The organism is Paraburkholderia caffeinilytica, from assembly GCF_051027425.1.
Lineage (GTDB): Bacteria > Pseudomonadota > Gammaproteobacteria > Burkholderiales > Burkholderiaceae > Paraburkholderia > Paraburkholderia caffeinilytica_A.
Window position 1 is genome coordinate 2,801,151 of sequence record NZ_CP186553.1, and the last position, 14,920, is coordinate 2,816,070.

Annotated in this window: 14 protein-coding genes; 10 read left to right on the forward strand and 4 right to left on the reverse strand. The window is 64.2% G+C overall.

Translation table 11 applies throughout. The features are described from left to right. Window positions 1-11: 11 nt before the first annotated feature. Window positions 12-1,100, reverse strand: a complete 1,089-nt coding sequence (locus ACOSV0_RS32875; protein WP_434111738.1) for a zinc-binding dehydrogenase — start codon at window positions 1,098-1,100, stop codon at window positions 12-14. A gap of 90 nt (window positions 1,101-1,190) precedes the next feature. Here ACOSV0_RS32875 and ACOSV0_RS32880 point away from each other — a divergent pair, with 90 nt between their 5' ends. The 9 genes from ACOSV0_RS32880 to ACOSV0_RS32920 all read left to right on the forward strand — a co-directional run bounded on the left by ACOSV0_RS32880 (window position 1,191) and on the right by ACOSV0_RS32920 (window position 10,295). Beyond that, window positions 1,191-2,102: a LysR family transcriptional regulator gene (locus tag ACOSV0_RS32880; protein WP_434111740.1), complete on the forward strand. Its 912-nt coding sequence runs from the start codon at window positions 1,191-1,193 to the stop codon at window positions 2,100-2,102. Between the two features lie 9 nt (window positions 2,103-2,111). Further along, window positions 2,112-2,201, forward strand: coding sequence for a hypothetical protein (locus ACOSV0_RS32885; protein ID WP_434111741.1), 90 nt, complete (start codon window positions 2,112-2,114; stop codon window positions 2,199-2,201). Window positions 2,202-2,573: 372 nt separating this feature from the next. Continuing rightward, entirely contained in the window at window positions 2,574-3,335 is a 762-nt protein-coding gene (locus ACOSV0_RS32890) for a 2Fe-2S iron-sulfur cluster-binding protein (protein ID WP_434111743.1), read from the forward strand. 13 nt (window positions 3,336-3,348) lie between these two features. Beyond that, window positions 3,349-4,350: an FAD binding domain-containing protein gene (locus ACOSV0_RS32895; RefSeq protein WP_434111745.1), complete on the forward strand. Its 1,002-nt coding sequence runs from the start codon at window positions 3,349-3,351 to the stop codon at window positions 4,348-4,350. After that, window positions 4,347-6,569, forward strand: a complete 2,223-nt coding sequence (locus ACOSV0_RS32900) for a xanthine dehydrogenase family protein molybdopterin-binding subunit (RefSeq protein WP_434111747.1) — start codon at window positions 4,347-4,349, stop codon at window positions 6,567-6,569. The genes ACOSV0_RS32895 and ACOSV0_RS32900 overlap by 4 nt, the downstream gene beginning before the upstream one ends. A gap of 104 nt (window positions 6,570-6,673) precedes the next feature. Continuing rightward, the gene (locus tag ACOSV0_RS32905) at window positions 6,674-7,261 is read left to right on the forward strand and encodes a nucleotidyltransferase family protein (RefSeq protein WP_434111748.1); all 588 of its coding nucleotides are present in this window, start codon (window positions 6,674-6,676) and stop codon (window positions 7,259-7,261) included. Window positions 7,262-7,404: 143 nt separating this feature from the next. Then, complete coding sequence (locus tag ACOSV0_RS32910) at window positions 7,405-8,958, forward strand: UdgX family uracil-DNA binding protein (RefSeq protein ID WP_434111750.1); 1,554 nt, start codon at window positions 7,405-7,407, stop codon at window positions 8,956-8,958. A 335-nt stretch (window positions 8,959-9,293) separates the two neighbouring features. Beyond that, window positions 9,294-10,001, forward strand: a complete 708-nt coding sequence (locus ACOSV0_RS32915; RefSeq protein ID WP_434111751.1) for a PIG-L family deacetylase — start codon at window positions 9,294-9,296, stop codon at window positions 9,999-10,001. 141 nt (window positions 10,002-10,142) lie between these two features. Continuing rightward, window positions 10,143-10,295 (forward strand): hypothetical protein, encoded by a 153-nt coding sequence (locus tag ACOSV0_RS32920; protein ID WP_165614491.1) that lies wholly within the window; start codon window positions 10,143-10,145, stop codon window positions 10,293-10,295. A gap of 72 nt (window positions 10,296-10,367) precedes the next feature. Here ACOSV0_RS32920 and ACOSV0_RS32925 read toward each other — a convergent pair whose 3' ends face one another. The 3 genes from ACOSV0_RS32925 to aepX are packed head-to-tail and all read right to left on the reverse strand — an operon-like array spanning window position 10,368 to window position 14,331. Continuing rightward, complete coding sequence (locus ACOSV0_RS32925) at window positions 10,368-11,435, reverse strand: 2-aminoethylphosphonate aminotransferase (RefSeq protein ID WP_434111753.1); 1,068 nt, start codon at window positions 11,433-11,435, stop codon at window positions 10,368-10,370. An 11-nt stretch (window positions 11,436-11,446) separates the two neighbouring features. Further along, window positions 11,447-12,613, reverse strand: coding sequence for a phosphonopyruvate decarboxylase (aepY, locus tag ACOSV0_RS32930; protein ID WP_434111754.1), 1,167 nt, complete (start codon window positions 12,611-12,613; stop codon window positions 11,447-11,449). Further along, window positions 12,610-14,331: a phosphoenolpyruvate mutase gene (aepX, locus tag ACOSV0_RS32935; protein WP_434111756.1), complete on the reverse strand. Its 1,722-nt coding sequence runs from the start codon at window positions 14,329-14,331 to the stop codon at window positions 12,610-12,612. The genes aepY and aepX overlap by 4 nt, the downstream gene beginning before the upstream one ends. Between aepX and ACOSV0_RS32940 the strand changes: the two genes are divergently transcribed. Then, window positions 14,310-14,699, forward strand: a complete 390-nt coding sequence (locus ACOSV0_RS32940; protein ID WP_434111758.1) for a hypothetical protein — start codon at window positions 14,310-14,312, stop codon at window positions 14,697-14,699. The two genes, aepX and ACOSV0_RS32940, sit on opposite strands and share 22 nt — an antisense overlap. Window positions 14,700-14,920 lie beyond the last annotated feature (221 nt).

Here is a 14,920-nt window from a genome sequence, read left to right on the forward strand (position 1 = left end):
ACGGCTCGTGCTCAACCCCACGCTTGTGGGGACCGGCCTTCCACGACCGTGCATTGCAGACCCGACATGCGGCCGGCAGCGTCGATGGCCGCTTCGAGCTGGGCAAACGGATACGACTTCAGCTCGACCGCCTCGAGCGAAATCTGCCCGGACGTGACGAGCGAAACCAGCGCGAGATAGTCGGCGCGCGTGTACATGAAGTGGCCGATCAATTCCCAGTTGTTCAGCAACATCTCGCTGTACGCAATCGGCAAGTTCACTTGCATGCTGCCCATCAGCACGAGCCGTCCGCCGCGGCGCAGGCTGTGCAATGCGGCGAGGGTCGCGTTCGCGTCGGCGGCCTGCCCGACCATGTCGAACGCGAGGTCCGCGCCGCCTCCGCTTGCGGCGCGAATCGCTGCTGTGTCTTGCCCAGTATCGCCGCTCAGCACGACGGGCATCACACGTCCGCGTCCTTGCTCGACCAGCGCCTGCAACGGTTCCAGGCGCCGGCCGAGCGCGACGACCTTGCTTGCGCCGAGCGCCAGCGCGGCTAGCACGGCCGCCGAGCCGAAATAACCGCTCGCGCCGTTGACCACCACCGTTTCGCCCGCCGACAGACGGCCGCGGCGCAAACCACCGAACGGCACCGCGAATTTGCCCAGCGTCGCGAGGCGTGTGGCATCGATCTCGTCCAGGCCGTCCAGCGCGATCAGCGTCGCGGCCGGGAATTCAGCCAGTTCGCGCAACGTGCCGTGCGGAAACTCGGCCAGCAACGCGCCGCTGTCAGCGCTGATGCCGGTGAGCCCCAGTAGCGCTTGCGCGGGCTCGCGCACGGTTTCGTCGGCAATCCAGTACGGGTTCACCGCAACCCGTTGACCGGCACGAAACGCCACGACGCCGTCGCCAACCGCGACGATCCGGCCAACGCCGTTGGTGCCAGGCGAAAACGGTCCCGGTGGGTACGCATACGGCAACTTCCCTTCGACATAGTCGCGCGTGTAACTGAGCAGCGGCACTGCCTCCATCCGCAGCAGCACGGCGTTACGGCGCGGCTGCGGTTGGCTCACGTCGCGCAGGGCCAGCGGCTTACCGGGTTCTTCCAGCATCCAGGCTTTCATGTTGAGCTTCCTTCAGTTCGTTTCGGTGCTTGAACTGTAGAAGCGCGGTACGTATTCTAGAAATCAATTACTCATATGCGACCTATCAACATGATTGATCTGCGCGGCATCGATTTGAATTTACTGGTTTCGCTCGACGCGCTGCTCGCCGAGTCCAATGTCACGCGCGCGGCCGAGCGGCTGCATCTGACGCAACCGGCCGTCTCCACGCAGCTTTCGCGCTTGCGGCAGATCTTCGGCGATCCGCTGCTGCTGCCCGCCGAAACCGGCCGCGGCATGACGCGTACGGCCCGGGCGCTGGAGTTGATGGAGCCGCTGCATGCAGCGTTGAAGAACCTCGAAGTGGTGGTGCGCCACCAACCGGTCTTCGATCCACTCACCGACACGCGGCGCTTCGTGATTGCCGCACACGACAACGCCACCGCGGTGCTCGGCATGCGCCTGATGGAACGCTTGCCGGCCTTGGCGGGGCCGGGTGTGCGCGTGGCGTTTGTAATCGGCGATCAGCCCACCGCCGCGTCACGGCTCGACAGCGGCGAGATCGACCTGCTGCTCGGTTCCGACCGGATGATTCCGCCGTCGATGAAAGTCCGCAAGCTCTATGACGAGCATTTCGTGTTCGTGCAGCGCAAGGGGCATCCGCGCGGCACGGCCCCGCTCAACCTCGACACCTACTGCGCGCTCGCTCATGTTCTGGTGTCGACCAGCGGCGGCAGCTTTCACGGCTTCATGGACGAGCACCTCGACGAACTCGGCCGCGAGCGGCGCGTCGCGCTATCGGTCCAGCACTTCACACTGGTGCCGGAACTGCTGTCGAACACCGACTATGTTTCGACGCTGCCGTCGCGCTTCGCGGCACGCTATGTCGATCGGCTCGATACCTTTGCGCTGCCGTTCGACGCGCGCGGCTTCACGTTGTACGCGGGATGGCATCCGCGCAACCAGGCCGATCCGGCGCTCGTGTGGCTGCGGGAGACGCTGGCCGGGTTGGCGGCCGAGTAGGCAATCAAGGTGCATCTGCCGACAAGGTTCGAACGATGCAACGTAGTCACGCTCACCGGCATCTATCACAATCTGCCGCGCTGCTGGGCCGACACCTGATTGAACGGACTCCTCGTCCCGCACAAAACAGTCTTTCTTTTTGCACCCAGAAAGAAGGCGCGTCCATGTATTTACTTTCCCGTTAGTTAAGCGCAACGTGCGTGGTTGATGCGCGCCACTGCATCTTTAGCGGCGCGCTCCACGATTCGATCGGATTCACCGTGACTCACTAGCGGGTCATGGCAGACCCCGTTGTGCCGCGCCGACCTACCGTTGCATTCGCAACGGCACCGAAATTGCCGAGTGTGATGAGATAGACCGCGATGCTTCGGATGCCGACGCATCGGTTGCCGGCACGTCGGTGCCCCGCATGTCGGTGACCCGCATGTCGTCATGCCTGCATTGACCTTTCAATGGAGCCAGCAAACCGTCATGTCAACGAAAAACAAACGTCAGGACTCGGGCGACGAACCCGCCGCCACGCCACCGCAACCGTCACGCCGCCGCTTTCTGCAATCGGCTGCCGCTGCCGCCACGGTCGGCGTGGCGCCGCATTTGCGCGCGCAAACACAAAGCCCCGCCACGCCGCCGCCCGCCGAAGTCCACGCACCTGTGCCGGCCCGTCCGGTCACGCTGACCGTCAACGGCCGCGCTTACACGCTGCAACTCGAGCCACGCGTGACCTTGCTCGATGCGCTGCGCGAATACGCCGGTCTGATGGGCACGAAGAAAGGCTGCGACCGCGGGCAATGCGGCGCCTGCACGGTGATCGCCGACGGCCGCCGCATCAATTCCTGCCTGACGCTTGCCGTGATGCATGAAGGCGAAAACATCACCACGGTTGAAGGACTCGCCAGCAACGGCGTGCTGAGTCCGATGCAACGCGCCTTCATCGAACACGATGCGTTCCAGTGCGGCTACTGTACGCCCGGGCAGTTGTGTTCCGCGACTGCCCTGCTGAACGAATTCCGTAACGGCTCGGCCAGCACCGTGACCGCCGATGTCCGCAGCCGTCCGCCGCAACTTTCCGACGACGAAATCCGCGAACGCATGAGCGGCAATATTTGTCGCTGCGGGGCATACGCGAATATCGTCGCGGCGGTGCGCGCCGTGCACGAGGGCGGCGCGCAGAACAGCGCAAGCGCCGGCAGTCACAGCGGCAGCAGCGGCCGCGATAGCAGCGTCAACGCCTGACGGAGCGACCAGCATGGATGCGATCTCTTACGAACGCGCCGGCGATGTCGCCGGCGCCGTGCGCGCGGCGCAGCAACCGGGTACGGTGTTCATCGGCGGCGGCACCAATCTGCTCGACCTGATGAAAGGCGGCGTGGCGCGGCCGATGCGCCTGATCGATATCACGCACATCAACGGGCTCGATACGGTCACTACACTGCCGGATGGCGGCATCCGCATCGGCGCGCTGGTGCGCAATAGCGATGCGGCCAATCATGCGCTGGTGCGCGAGCAGTACCCGTTGCTATCGCAGGCATTTCTGGCGGGCGCCTCGTCGCAACTGCGCAATATGGCGACTGTGGGCGGCAATCTGCTGCAACGCACCCGCTGCGGCTACTTTTACGACACCGCTTTCACACAGTGCAACAAGCGCATGCCCGGCAGCGGTTGCGCGGCGCTCGACGGCCACAATCGCACGCACGCGATTCTCGGCGCGAGTCCGCAATGCATCGCCGTGAACCCGTCGGATATGAGTGTGGCGCTCGCCGCGCTCGACGCCGTCGTGCGCGTAAGCGGCCCCGCAGGCGAACGGACCATTCCGTTTGCCGACTTTCATCGGCTTCCCGGCGACCGGCCCGATGTCGATACGACCTTGCAAGCGGGCGAGTTGATTACCGCCGTCGATTTACCGCCGCCTTTGTTCAGCGCGCACGCCCACTACCTGAAAGTGCGCGACCGCGCCAGTTACGCATTTGCGCTGGTCTCGGTAGCGGCCGCGTTACAGATGGACGGCAATCACGTGACAACCGCGCGCATCGCATTAGGCGGCGTCGCGCACAAACCGTGGCGCGCGAGCGCCGCCGAGCAGATGCTCAACGGCCAGCCGCTCACGCAGGCGGCGCTGCATAACGCTGCTGCCGCCGCGCTACGCGATGCCAGACCCCAGCACGACAATCGTTTCAAGGTGCAGCTCGCGCAACGCGCGATCGTGCGCGCAGTGAACCAGGCCGCGGGCCGCGCCGGAGGTGTCGCATGAATCTGATCGGTCAACCGCTCGACCGCATCGACGGTCTGCTGAAAGTCACCGGCGAAGCGCGCTATGCCGGCGAGTTTCCCGAAGCGCGGCTTGCGCATGCGGTGCTCGTCACCAGCACGATTGCGCGTGGCACGATCGCATCGGTCGATGCGAGCCGCTCGCAGGCGCTGCCCGGCGTGCTGCTGGTGATGACGTACCAGAACGCGCCGCGCCTGCCGAACGGCGGCAAACCCGCGCTGGCGCCACCGGCCGGCCGCCGTTTGTCGCTGCTGCAGGACAACGAGATTCACTACAACAATGAGCCGGTCGCGGTGGTGGTCGCCGATACGCTGGAACATGCTACCGACGCGGCCCGCCAACTGCGCATCAGCTATCAAGGCACGGCCGCGATACTCGACTTCACACAGGCCAAGCCGAACGGACACGCGCCCGACAAACCGCAAGGCCGCACCACCGACACGCAACGCGGCAGCTTCGAGGACGGCATGCGCAGCGGCACAGTGCACGTCGACGCGGTTTACACAACGCCGATGGAGCACCACAACCCGATGGAGCCGCACGCGACGATGGCGCGCTGGGACGGTCCGCAACTCACGCTCTACGACTCGACGCAAGGCGTCAGCAACGCGGCGCAGGCGGTTGCCAAAACGTTCGGCATGGCGGCGGGCGATGTGCGCGTGATTTCACCGTTTATCGGCGGCGGCTTCGGTTGCAAGGGCTCGTCGTGGTCGCACGTGGCCTTGTGCGCGATGGCGGCAAAACAGACCGGACGTCCAGTGCGGCTCGTGCTGGAGCGGCCGCAGATGTTCGGTCCGGTCGGTGGACGTCCGCGCACCGAGCAGCATTTCGTGCTCGCCGCGCGCCACGACGGCACGCTGACCGCGATGCGTCACGACAGCATCTCGAACACCTCGATGATCGAAGACTGGACCGAGACCTGCTGCATGGTCACCCGCATGCTGTACGCGGTGCCCAATCAGGTCACCACGCACCGCATCGTGCCGCTCAATGTCGGCACGCCGACCTTCATGCGCGCGCCCGGCGAGGCAACCGGCTCGTTCGCACTCGAATCGGCCATGGACGAACTCGCGGTCGCGTTGAAAATGGACCCGCTCGCGCTGCGCCTCAAGAACTACGCTGACGCCGATCCGCAGGAAAACAAGCCGTGGTCGGGCAAGTCGTTGCGCGAGTGCTATCGGATCGGCGCCGAGAAATTCGGCTGGTCGCGGCGCACACCCACGCCGCGTTCGATGCGTGCCGGCAACATCCTGATCGGCATGGGCATGGCAACCGCGACCTACCCGGCCAATCGCAACGAAGCCGCGGCCATCGCGCGGATTTTGCCGGACGGCACCGCGATGATCGCCTCCGGCACTCAAGACCTCGGCACCGGCACCTACACGGTGATGACCCAGGTGGCGGCCGATGCACTTGGCTTCGCGCCTGAAAACATCCACTTCGCGCTCGGCGATTCGTCGCTGCCGAAAGCGCCGGGGTCAGGCGGCTCGCAATCGGCGGCCAGCGTCTCGCCGGCCGTGCGCGATGCCGCGACCCAGGCGCGTAATCAGTTGATCGCGCTGGCGCTCGCCGACACGGCCTCGCCGGTGCACGGCATCGCACCCGACGACATCACGGTTGAAAACGGCTGGGTCACGAGCCGCTCGCAGCCCACGAAGCGCGATCCGGCGGCGGCGATCATCGCGCGCTCGGGCGGCAAGCCGGTCGAAGCCACCGTGACGGTCAAACCGGGCGAAGAAAAGCAGAAGTACTCGCTCCATTCGTTCGGCGCGGTATTCGCCGAAGTGCATGTCGACGCGGACCTCGGCACGATCCGCGTGGCACGCGTGGTGGGTGTGTACGACGTGGGGCGCGTGCTGAATCAGAAGACCGCGCACAGCCAGATGTTAGGCGGCATCGTGTGGGGCGTGGGGGCGGCGCTACAGGAGGAAACCTCACTCGATACACGCTATGGGCGCTTCACCAACGCGAATCTCGCCGAGTATCACGTACCGGTGAATGCCGATATCGGCTCGCTCGATATCACGTTCATCGATCGGCCCGATCCGTATATCAATTCGCTCGGCGTGCGCGGCATCGGCGAAATCGGCATTACGGGCGTGTCGGCGGCGATTGCGAATGCGGTGTATCACGCGACCGGCGTGCGCGTGCGCGATCTGCCGGTGACGCTCGATAAGGTGATGGGAGCGGTGCAGGTGTGAACGCGATGATGATGGGACGATAGCGATGCAGGCATGGATTGCCGCTTGCCTGCCGATGCGTTGCAACGCACAATCGGTCTCATCCTTTCTACCGGTGCCCGTCCATGGCCTATGCCTCGCTCGCCACTGGCGTGTTGCTCGCCGCCGGCTTCGGCTCACGCTTCGACCCGGACGGCCGGCACAACAAACTGCTCGCGCACATGCCGGACGGCACGCCGGTCGCGCACGAAGCCGCGCATCGGCTGTTGCGGGTTGTCAGCCGGGTGCTGGCCGTCGTGCGGCCGGGTTCTGACGCCCTCGCCCGCCTCCTGAACGACGCCGGGTGCGACGTGGTGTTCACCGCCAATGCCGAACGTGGCATGGGTGCAAGCCTCGCCGCCGGCATCGAAGCCAGCGACGACGCCGAGGGCTGGCTCGTCGCGCTCGCCGACATGCCGCGCATCGCCACCACGACGATCGAAGCGGTGGCGCGCACGCTCGACGGCGGCGCGTCAATCGTCGCGCCGTTTTATCAGGGACAGCGCGGCCATCCGGTCGGGTTCGGCGTCGAACATCGGGACGCACTGATCACGCTCGACGGCGATACCGGCGCTCGCATGCTGCTGATGTCGCAGCATGTGATGCGGCTGGACGTCGACGACCCCGGCATTCTGCGCGACGTGGATACGCCGGAAGATCTGCGCAACGTTTGACCTTGGCGCGAGCGCCGCGCCTGTGAACCGGCGAGCTTGATCCGGGCTGGTGTTTAGGCGCATACTGTATATCCATACAGTATTTTGAACGCATGGATTGGCGCGTGACGGCATGACGCTGCGCGCATCCATGGCGCGTCAGCATGCAAAGTATTTCAATTGAACCGACTTTCGCCGCATGGCGGCGTGCTGCGCGGGCGCCGCTGCGGGAAGGTGTCGAGCCGTCGCAGATCGAGTGGCTTGAGTCCGGGCATGCAGCGGCGGCCGGAAGTAGTCGGGATAGCCATGGTTCGGAGCACGTTGCGCAAGCTTCGGCAACGTTAGTAGCTGACAGGGTTTCCAGCACCGCCGCTGTCGGCGTGCCAAACGTACCAGACGTGCCAACCGCGCCAAGCGCCGGGTCCACTCGCACTGGTGGCACAGGTATCGCTGCCACTCCCGCGATTCCACGCGAGCTGCTCTCCTGGCTCAAAACCGCTGCCTGCTTCCGCGCGCCGGATCGCTGGTCGCTGCTGTACCGCGTCCTCTGGCGCTGGATACACGCCGAGCGCAACGTCTTCGATCTCGACGACCCCGACGGCGCGTTGCTCGATCAACGCATCAAGGCGATCGAACGCGAAACCGCCGATCTGGAGACGCTCACCTTGTTCAGGCGGCGTGATCCGTCGATGGGATGCCCCGAATTCGTCGGCTGGTACGAGCCGCATCACGACGTGCTGGAGCGCGCCGCCGCGCTGTTCGCCGCGTCCATGGGCGACTCCACGTGGATGCTCGCCACGCCGCACGGTGCGGTGTTCTGGAACGGCATGCTGCTGCGCATCGACCGGCCTCTGGCGGGGAAAGACCAGCAGACCACGCCGGTGCTGCCGGAAAGCGCCATGACCGGCGAACCCGTCACCAGCATGCCCACGGAAGCGCTCTGGCTCGCGTATTACGCCAGCGCCTTCAACGGCCGGCCCTCGCCCGTGCCGTTGCGTTACTGGAGAACGCCGCCCGCGGGTCCACCGCTGCCCGCCCATCTCGCGCTCGAACGCAGCCGTCTCGGCGCGCAAAGCGCCGCCATCACTGTCCCGCCCGAACCGCCGGTCGAGTATTCAGCGGTGACGCCCCCCTTAGTGGAGCCCACCGGCCCGCTCGCCACCTGCCGCCGCTGCGCGTTATGGCGCAATGCGAAGCAGGCGGTTGCGGGCGCCGGGCCCGCCCATGCGGCGATCATGGTGGTCGGCGAACAGCCCGGCGAATACGAGAACCAGCACGGCGAGCCTTTCACCGGGCCGGCAGGTCAAGTGCTGGACGCCGTGCTTACGCGCGCCGGTCTGAAACGGGAGACGCTGTATCTGACCTATGCCGTCAAGCATTACAAATGGGAAACGCTCGACCAGGAGCGCGTCCATCGAACGCCCGTGCGGCGTGAAGTCGAGGCTTGCCAGTACTGGCTGGAAAAGGAACTGACGCGAATAGCGCCGCGTGTGGTGGTCACGCTCGGCGCAACCGCGCTGAAAGCGCTGACCGGCACGCACGTCAGTCTGTCTGAATACCTCGGCCAAACCATCGCCCATGACGGACGCCTGATCGTGCCGGCCTGGCATCCGTCGTATGCGCTACGAACGGCCGACGCCGGCTTGCGCGACGACATCGTGGCGACGATTGCGACGGCGTTCAGCCGCGCGGCGGCGCTGGCGGCCAACAACGCGTAACCAGCAGAACCCAGACCGCAACCGCTCGCAGGCAAGCGATTAATCCAGCTAATCGCTCATATCCAGACGGTTACGCGTACACGCCGCACGCCCGACAGCAGGTCCGTTAAAGGTGAGCAGGTTCGGGATATGCCCAATGCACAAAGGTGAGCCTCTGCGGGAAGCCTCCACGGAATCAGCCCAGTCAGGCATGCGGTTTGCGTCGATCACAACGGTTACACAAGCCACGCCGATTCCGCCTAAGCTGATGTGACGCCGCACATCCAGCAAGCTTGTCTCGCGCAATATTGAAGCTTCGAATGCGGCCCCGCGCGCTTCGAAACCACCACACGTCCATGAGCGAAACCAGCCCACGCCTTTTTATCGTCTCGCCCCATTTCGACGACGCCGTCTTCAGTTGCGGCGCCTTACTCGCCGCCCATCCTGACGCCGCGGTCTGCACAGTATTCGCCGCGCCGCCCGAGCAGGAAATGCATACCGAATGGGATGAAAAGTCAGGTTTCACGAGCGCCCATCAGGCCATCCACGCCCGCACGCGCGAAGACAACCTCGCGCTGGAAGTGCTCGACGCGATTCCGCTGCGCATGCCGTTTCGCGACGGCCAATACATGGACTCGCCGTCGATCAGCAGATTGGCTGCAATGCTTGAAGAGACCATCTACCGCACGACCGCGAACACGCTGCTGATGCCGCTCGGTCTGCATCACGACGATCATGTCCGGGTGTTCGAAGCCTGCTGCGAAATCCTGCCGCGCCTGTCGCATCTCACGTGGTTCGCCTATGAAGATGCGATTCACCGTCGCACGCCGGGTGTCGTGCAGGCGCGGCTCGCCGACCTCGCGCAGCGCGGCATCGTCGCGACACCGGCCTATCCGAGCGCCGGCCATACGATCGATCTCCAGCGCCGCACCCAGATCAAACGCGAAGCGGTCAACGCTTACGAAAGCCAGTTGCGCGCCTTCGGCGCGGGCGATTACGACGACGTTTTCGCCACCGAACGTTACTGGCAATTGAGCGTGGGCCGCCGCGCGCGAAGAAAGTAAGGACCGCGCCGCGCGCCGGATCGCCTACGCTTGAGGAGAACGACCTGGGCTTATGCGCATTCGACCGGCTGTACCGTCGGTTTTTTAGCCCGCTTCCCGGTCCGCTTTCAAGCCCTCTTCCCAACTAAAAGAGGTGATGCAATGAGCTACGACATGCATACCAGTCCGATTCCCGACCCGAACGCCGATCCGAATCGCGACCCGGAAGCCGATCCACTGGTGCCCCCGTCGCCCGGTCATCACACCGAGGAGCCGCAGCGGCCCGATGGACCGCCGGACAAAGACCCGGTGTGACGCCGTACGGATTGTTACCGGACGGGGACGCGCGAGTGAAGGCGTAAGTGAACACGTAAGTGAGCGCGCGCGTTAGCGCGTCAGTTCGCTAAAGCCTTGCAGGAGACGGTCGATGTCGGCGGCGTGGATATTGCCCATCGTCGAGATGCGGAACAGTTCGGCCGACAACCCGCCTTGACCCGCATAAATGACGAAACCACGCGCTTTCAGCGCGTCGTGCAGTTGCGGATACGACACGCCGTCAGGCAAGCGATACGCGCGCAGCACCACCGACGATTGCTCCGGCGGCAACACGCTGCCCACGCCCCGCTCAGCCAGGCCCGCACGAGCCTGCTCGGCGAGCGCCGCGTAACGCGCGTGGCGCGCTTGCCAACCGCCTTCGTCGGCGAGTTCGCGCAATGCTTCGACCAGTGCGTAATACGCATGAACCGACGGCGTGAACGGCGTATTGCGCTGATCCTGCAAACGCGCGAGGCGCCCGAGGTCCAGGTAATACGTGCGGCTCGCCGCCTGCGCGAGCGCCGCGCGCCGCACCAGCACGAACGACGCGCCCGGCACGCCATGCAGACACTTGTTCGCGGTTGCCGCGACGGCGTCGAGACTGACGTCGGCGAAATCGATCGCTTCCGCGCCGAAGCTGCTGACGCCATCCACCAGCAGACGCAAACCGCGTTCGCGGCACAGCGCGCCGAGCGCCTGCAGATCGTTCAGGCGTCCCGTCGTGGTTTCGTGGTGAATCACGGCGATGTGCGTGAACGCTTTGTCCGCGTCGAGGCGTTCGGCGATCTTCGCGAGATCCGGCGCCTGCATCCAGTCGTGTTTCAGCGACTCGTGCGCGATACCGTATTGCGTGGCGATCTGCGAAATACGCTCACCGTACACACCGTTTTCCACGACCAGCAGCTTGCCGTTTTGCGGCACCAGCGCGGCGGTCATGCTTTCAACAGCGGCCGTGCCGGAACCGGTCATCAGCACCGCTTGCCATTCCTTTGCGTCGAGGCCGTACAGATCGACCAGACGTGTGCGCGCCTCTTCCTGCAAGTCGAAAAACTCGCTTTCGCGGTGGCACAGATCCGTTTGCAACAGGCTGTTGCGGACGCGTTCGGTGAGCGTCACCGGGCCGGGGTTGAGCAGCAACATGAGTGCACTCCTTAAGCGGCGCCGATGTGGCGCATCAGGCGCGTTTTCACATCGGGCGGGGTGATAGTGGGACGCGGCAGACCATCGGGCGTACCGCGGCGAATCGCCAGTCGCGCGAAACGCGGGCCATCGGGCGACGGCGCCGATTCGAACAGTTCGTCGATCACCTTGACGTCGTCGCTTTCGACTGCCGACGCATAACCGCAAGCCGCGGCGACACCCGCAAACGACACCTGCGACGATACCGTCGTCTGGCCGCCAGTTGAGTCGTGTGCGCCGTTATCGAGCAGCACGTGCGTGAGATTCGACGGACCGTACGCACCGAGCGTCGCGAACGCGCCCATGCGCATCAGCGCGGCGCCGTCGCCGTCGAGCGCGACCACGTGCAGATCCGGACGCGCGAGGGCAAGACCCAACGCGAACGGCGTCACGCAACCCATCGAGCCGACCATGTATAGCTGGTTGGGACGGTCGTCGATGGCATAGAGTTCGCGGCCGCAAAATCCGGTCGACGCGAGCACCACCGTCGATTCGAGCGGCGTGTGCGCGATCACTTTCTGCAGCGCGTCGTGACGCGAAGCCAGTTCATTTTCGGCCACGTTCCCGAATTGCGAACGCGGTGCAACCGGCACGCGGCGAGCGCCTGCATTGCCCTCTTTCAACGCGTACGGCGCCACGCTGCCCTTTTGCATCACGAGCGCGTACGGACGGCCGGTTTCATCCATGTGGGCAATCGCGCGATCCAGCGCCGGACCGATTGCGTCAGCTTCGGTCGGGAAGGTCTCCCAGGGGATCTCCATCGTGTCGAGCATCGCGGGCGTAACCGGACCCATCAGCGCGTGCTGCGGCTCGTCCGCGACGCCGGGTTGCCCACGCCACGTGACGATCAGCAATTGCGGCAAACGGAAGGTCCACGTGAGCGACGTCAACGGGCTCACCGCATTGCCGAGGCCGGAGTTCTGCATCATCGTGATGCCGCGCCGGCCGTTCTGCGCGCCGAGCGTGACGCCCGCGATCAACGCAACCGCATCGCCTTCATTGGCTGCCGAGACGTAATGCAGCGATTCATCCTGCAAGACGTAGTTGATGAACGGCGTCAGATACGAGCACGGCACGCCTGCATACCAGTCGAAGCCACGCTCGCGAGCCGCCTCGACGAACTGTGCTGCCTCGATCATTGTGCAGCTCCGCTCGCTTCGTTCGTCTTGCTGCCGACCGCTGCCGCGAACGGCGCTTGCGCATGCGCGAAATCGCCCGCGCGGCGGAAATCTTCGAGATCGTTCACGCCGCGCCAATGGCCATGCACGTATTGCACTTCGATCGATTCACCCGCTTCGATCAGCGCATTCAGCAGCGCGGGCATGTCGAGCGAATCGAAATCGGGACGCGCCTGCAATTTGCCGAGTACCGCTTGCAGACGTTCACGCCCCTCGCCGCGCACATTCAGCAGGCCGACCCAGCGGCCATGCGGCGTTTGCGAAGCGATGGCGGACGTTGCTTCCTGCCCGCTCGACACGTGACGCAGCGTGACCTTGCTGCCGAACAGACCGCGATCGTCGCCTGCCGAGCACCACGCGAAGTCGCGCACGCTGGCGTTTTCCGCATCGGTCAGCGACGAATCGACCACCACGCTGAAGGCGGCTTCGCTCTCGACCAGATCGCGCAGGATGTAGCTGCGGAACAGCAGATCGCCGTACGAGATGACGGTGTCGCCCGTGAGCTTGTCGGCTGCGCAGGCGAGCGACGCCAGTTCGCCGGTTTGCGCGTGACGTTCGTTGACGACCAGCTTGATGCCGGCCGTATCGATCGCGTCGGCGCGATACCCGCCGACCACAGTGATGTCATTGACGCTCTGTTTCTTGAACGCGTCGACGAGCCAGCGCAACAGCGGCTTGCCCGCGATCGGCAGCATGACTTTCGGACGATCTTCGGTGACGGCTTCGAGGCCCTTGCCGCGGCTTGCCGCGAGCACGACGGCGGAGCCGGCTGCGCGCCCGCTCGACAGATAGCGGTCTTCGGCTTCCGAGTATTCGTCGGCGTCTTGCAGACGGAAAATTTCGTTGACCGCGGCGATGCTGTCTTCGACGTTGACGAGCGTTTCGCTCGAGTGAATTTCCTTGGCGACGGCCTGCATCGCCGAGGTCGCCGCGCGGATCAGATGATTCGCCCAGATGACCGTGCTGATGCCGGCCTCGCGGAACACTTCGGTGGGCGTGCTGTAGTACTTGGTCGGCACGATGACGAGCGGCCCGCGGCCCGCCCATTCGCGTGCGAACTCGAGGATTTCGTCGGGCCGCGAGAGCTTGCTGTGAATCAGGATCGCGTCGGCGCCTGCTTGCCGATAGGCTTCCGCGCGACGCAGCGCTTCGTCCATGCCCCAGCCGGCGATCAGTGCTTCGACGCGCGCGACGATCGAGAAGTTTTCATCCAGCTGCGAGTCTTTACCGGCTTTGATCTTGCCGCAGAACTCGTCCATATCCGCGAGCGGCTGCGCTTCGCCATTGATGAAGCTATTCGTTTTCGGAAATTGTTTGTCTTCGATACAGACACCGGCGATGCCGCGTTGTTCGAGTTTGCGGACGAGACGGCGCACGTTATTGAAATTGCCGTAGCCGGTATCGCCGTCGAGGAGGATGGGCAGATCGCTGGCATCGGCCATGAATTCGAGGTTGTCGACAACTTGCGTCCAGCTGGCTTCGTTGTTGTCGCGCACGCCGAATTGGGCGGAGATCGCGAGGCCCGAGCCCCAGATCGCCTTGAAGCCGGCTTCGCGGACGATGCGGGCGGAGAGACCGTTGTGGGCCTCCATCATGAATTCGAGTTCGTTGCTGACGAGCATCTGGCGCAGACGCGCACTGCGGGACGCGGAGATAAATGCGGGTTCGCGGGCGTTCATTTTCTTTACTCCTGGTGGCGGGCTTATTGATGCGCTTTGGTGCTCTTTTTTGCCCGGCTGGCGACTGGAAAATGGCGACTATAGCTGAAAACGTTTTTATTCGGCGTGCAGGTGGGATTTGGGGTTTTTATGTTGTCGTTAAGTGGGGAAATGTGCTGTTTTTTGTTTTTATGCAAGGCGATGGAGTGTTTGCGGTTTTTTGGCGTTATGTGGAGGAATGTGATTTGGGCCCTGCGGGGCTTGGGGTTGTGGGGGTTTTGTTTTATCTGGTTTTGTTTGTTTTTATCTGGGTTTATCTGGGTTTTGGTTTATATCTATTTGGGTTATTGGTTTTCCTGTTTGGTTTGCCTGCTTGGTTTATGGATTAATTGCGCTATTGGTATATTAGCGTTTGCCCCTGTGCGGGGCGGCACTTACTTTCTTTGCCGCCGCAAAGAAAGATAAGCAAAGAAAGCGGCTCACACCGCTAATTCTTAAGCGGGTCCCCCGCACAGTTACATTAGTGGTGCATCTGGAGTCAGTGCTCTCGCGCATTCGGCCTCAGTGACAAAGCCATCATGCTTCCCGCCTCGCACTACGTGCTCGCCGG

Excerpts from the sequence above, each read along its gene's own strand:
- ACOSV0_RS32925 (WP_434111753.1), bottom strand. The coding sequence starts at position 11,435 with ATGTTGCTGCTCAACCCCGGCCCGGTGACGCTCACCGAACGCGTCCGC.
- aepY (WP_434111754.1), bottom strand. The coding sequence starts at position 12,613 with ATGATCGAGGCAGCACAGTTCGTCGAGGCGGCTCGCGAGCGTGGCTTC.
- aepX (WP_434111756.1), bottom strand. The coding sequence starts at position 14,331 with ATGAACGCCCGCGAACCCGCATTTATCTCCGCGTCCCGCAGTGCGCGT.
- ACOSV0_RS32920 (WP_165614491.1), top strand. The coding sequence starts at position 10,143 with ATGAGCTACGACATGCATACCAGTCCGATTCCCGACCCGAACGCCGAT.
- ACOSV0_RS32915 (WP_434111751.1), top strand. The coding sequence starts at position 9,294 with ATGAGCGAAACCAGCCCACGCCTTTTTATCGTCTCGCCCCATTTCGAC.
- ACOSV0_RS32940 (WP_434111758.1), top strand. The coding sequence starts at position 14,310 with ATGCGGGTTCGCGGGCGTTCATTTTCTTTACTCCTGGTGGCGGGCTTA.
- ACOSV0_RS32910 (WP_434111750.1), top strand. The coding sequence starts at position 7,405 with ATGCAAAGTATTTCAATTGAACCGACTTTCGCCGCATGGCGGCGTGCT.
- ACOSV0_RS32880 (WP_434111740.1), top strand. The coding sequence starts at position 1,191 with ATGATTGATCTGCGCGGCATCGATTTGAATTTACTGGTTTCGCTCGAC.
- ACOSV0_RS32875 (WP_434111738.1), bottom strand. The coding sequence starts at position 1,100 with ATGAAAGCCTGGATGCTGGAAGAACCCGGTAAGCCGCTGGCCCTGCGC.
- ACOSV0_RS32905 (WP_434111748.1), top strand. The coding sequence starts at position 6,674 with ATGGCCTATGCCTCGCTCGCCACTGGCGTGTTGCTCGCCGCCGGCTTC.
- ACOSV0_RS32895 (WP_434111745.1), top strand. The coding sequence starts at position 3,349 with ATGGATGCGATCTCTTACGAACGCGCCGGCGATGTCGCCGGCGCCGTG.
- ACOSV0_RS32900 (WP_434111747.1), top strand. The coding sequence starts at position 4,347 with ATGAATCTGATCGGTCAACCGCTCGACCGCATCGACGGTCTGCTGAAA.
- ACOSV0_RS32890 (WP_434111743.1), top strand. The coding sequence starts at position 2,574 with ATGTCAACGAAAAACAAACGTCAGGACTCGGGCGACGAACCCGCCGCC.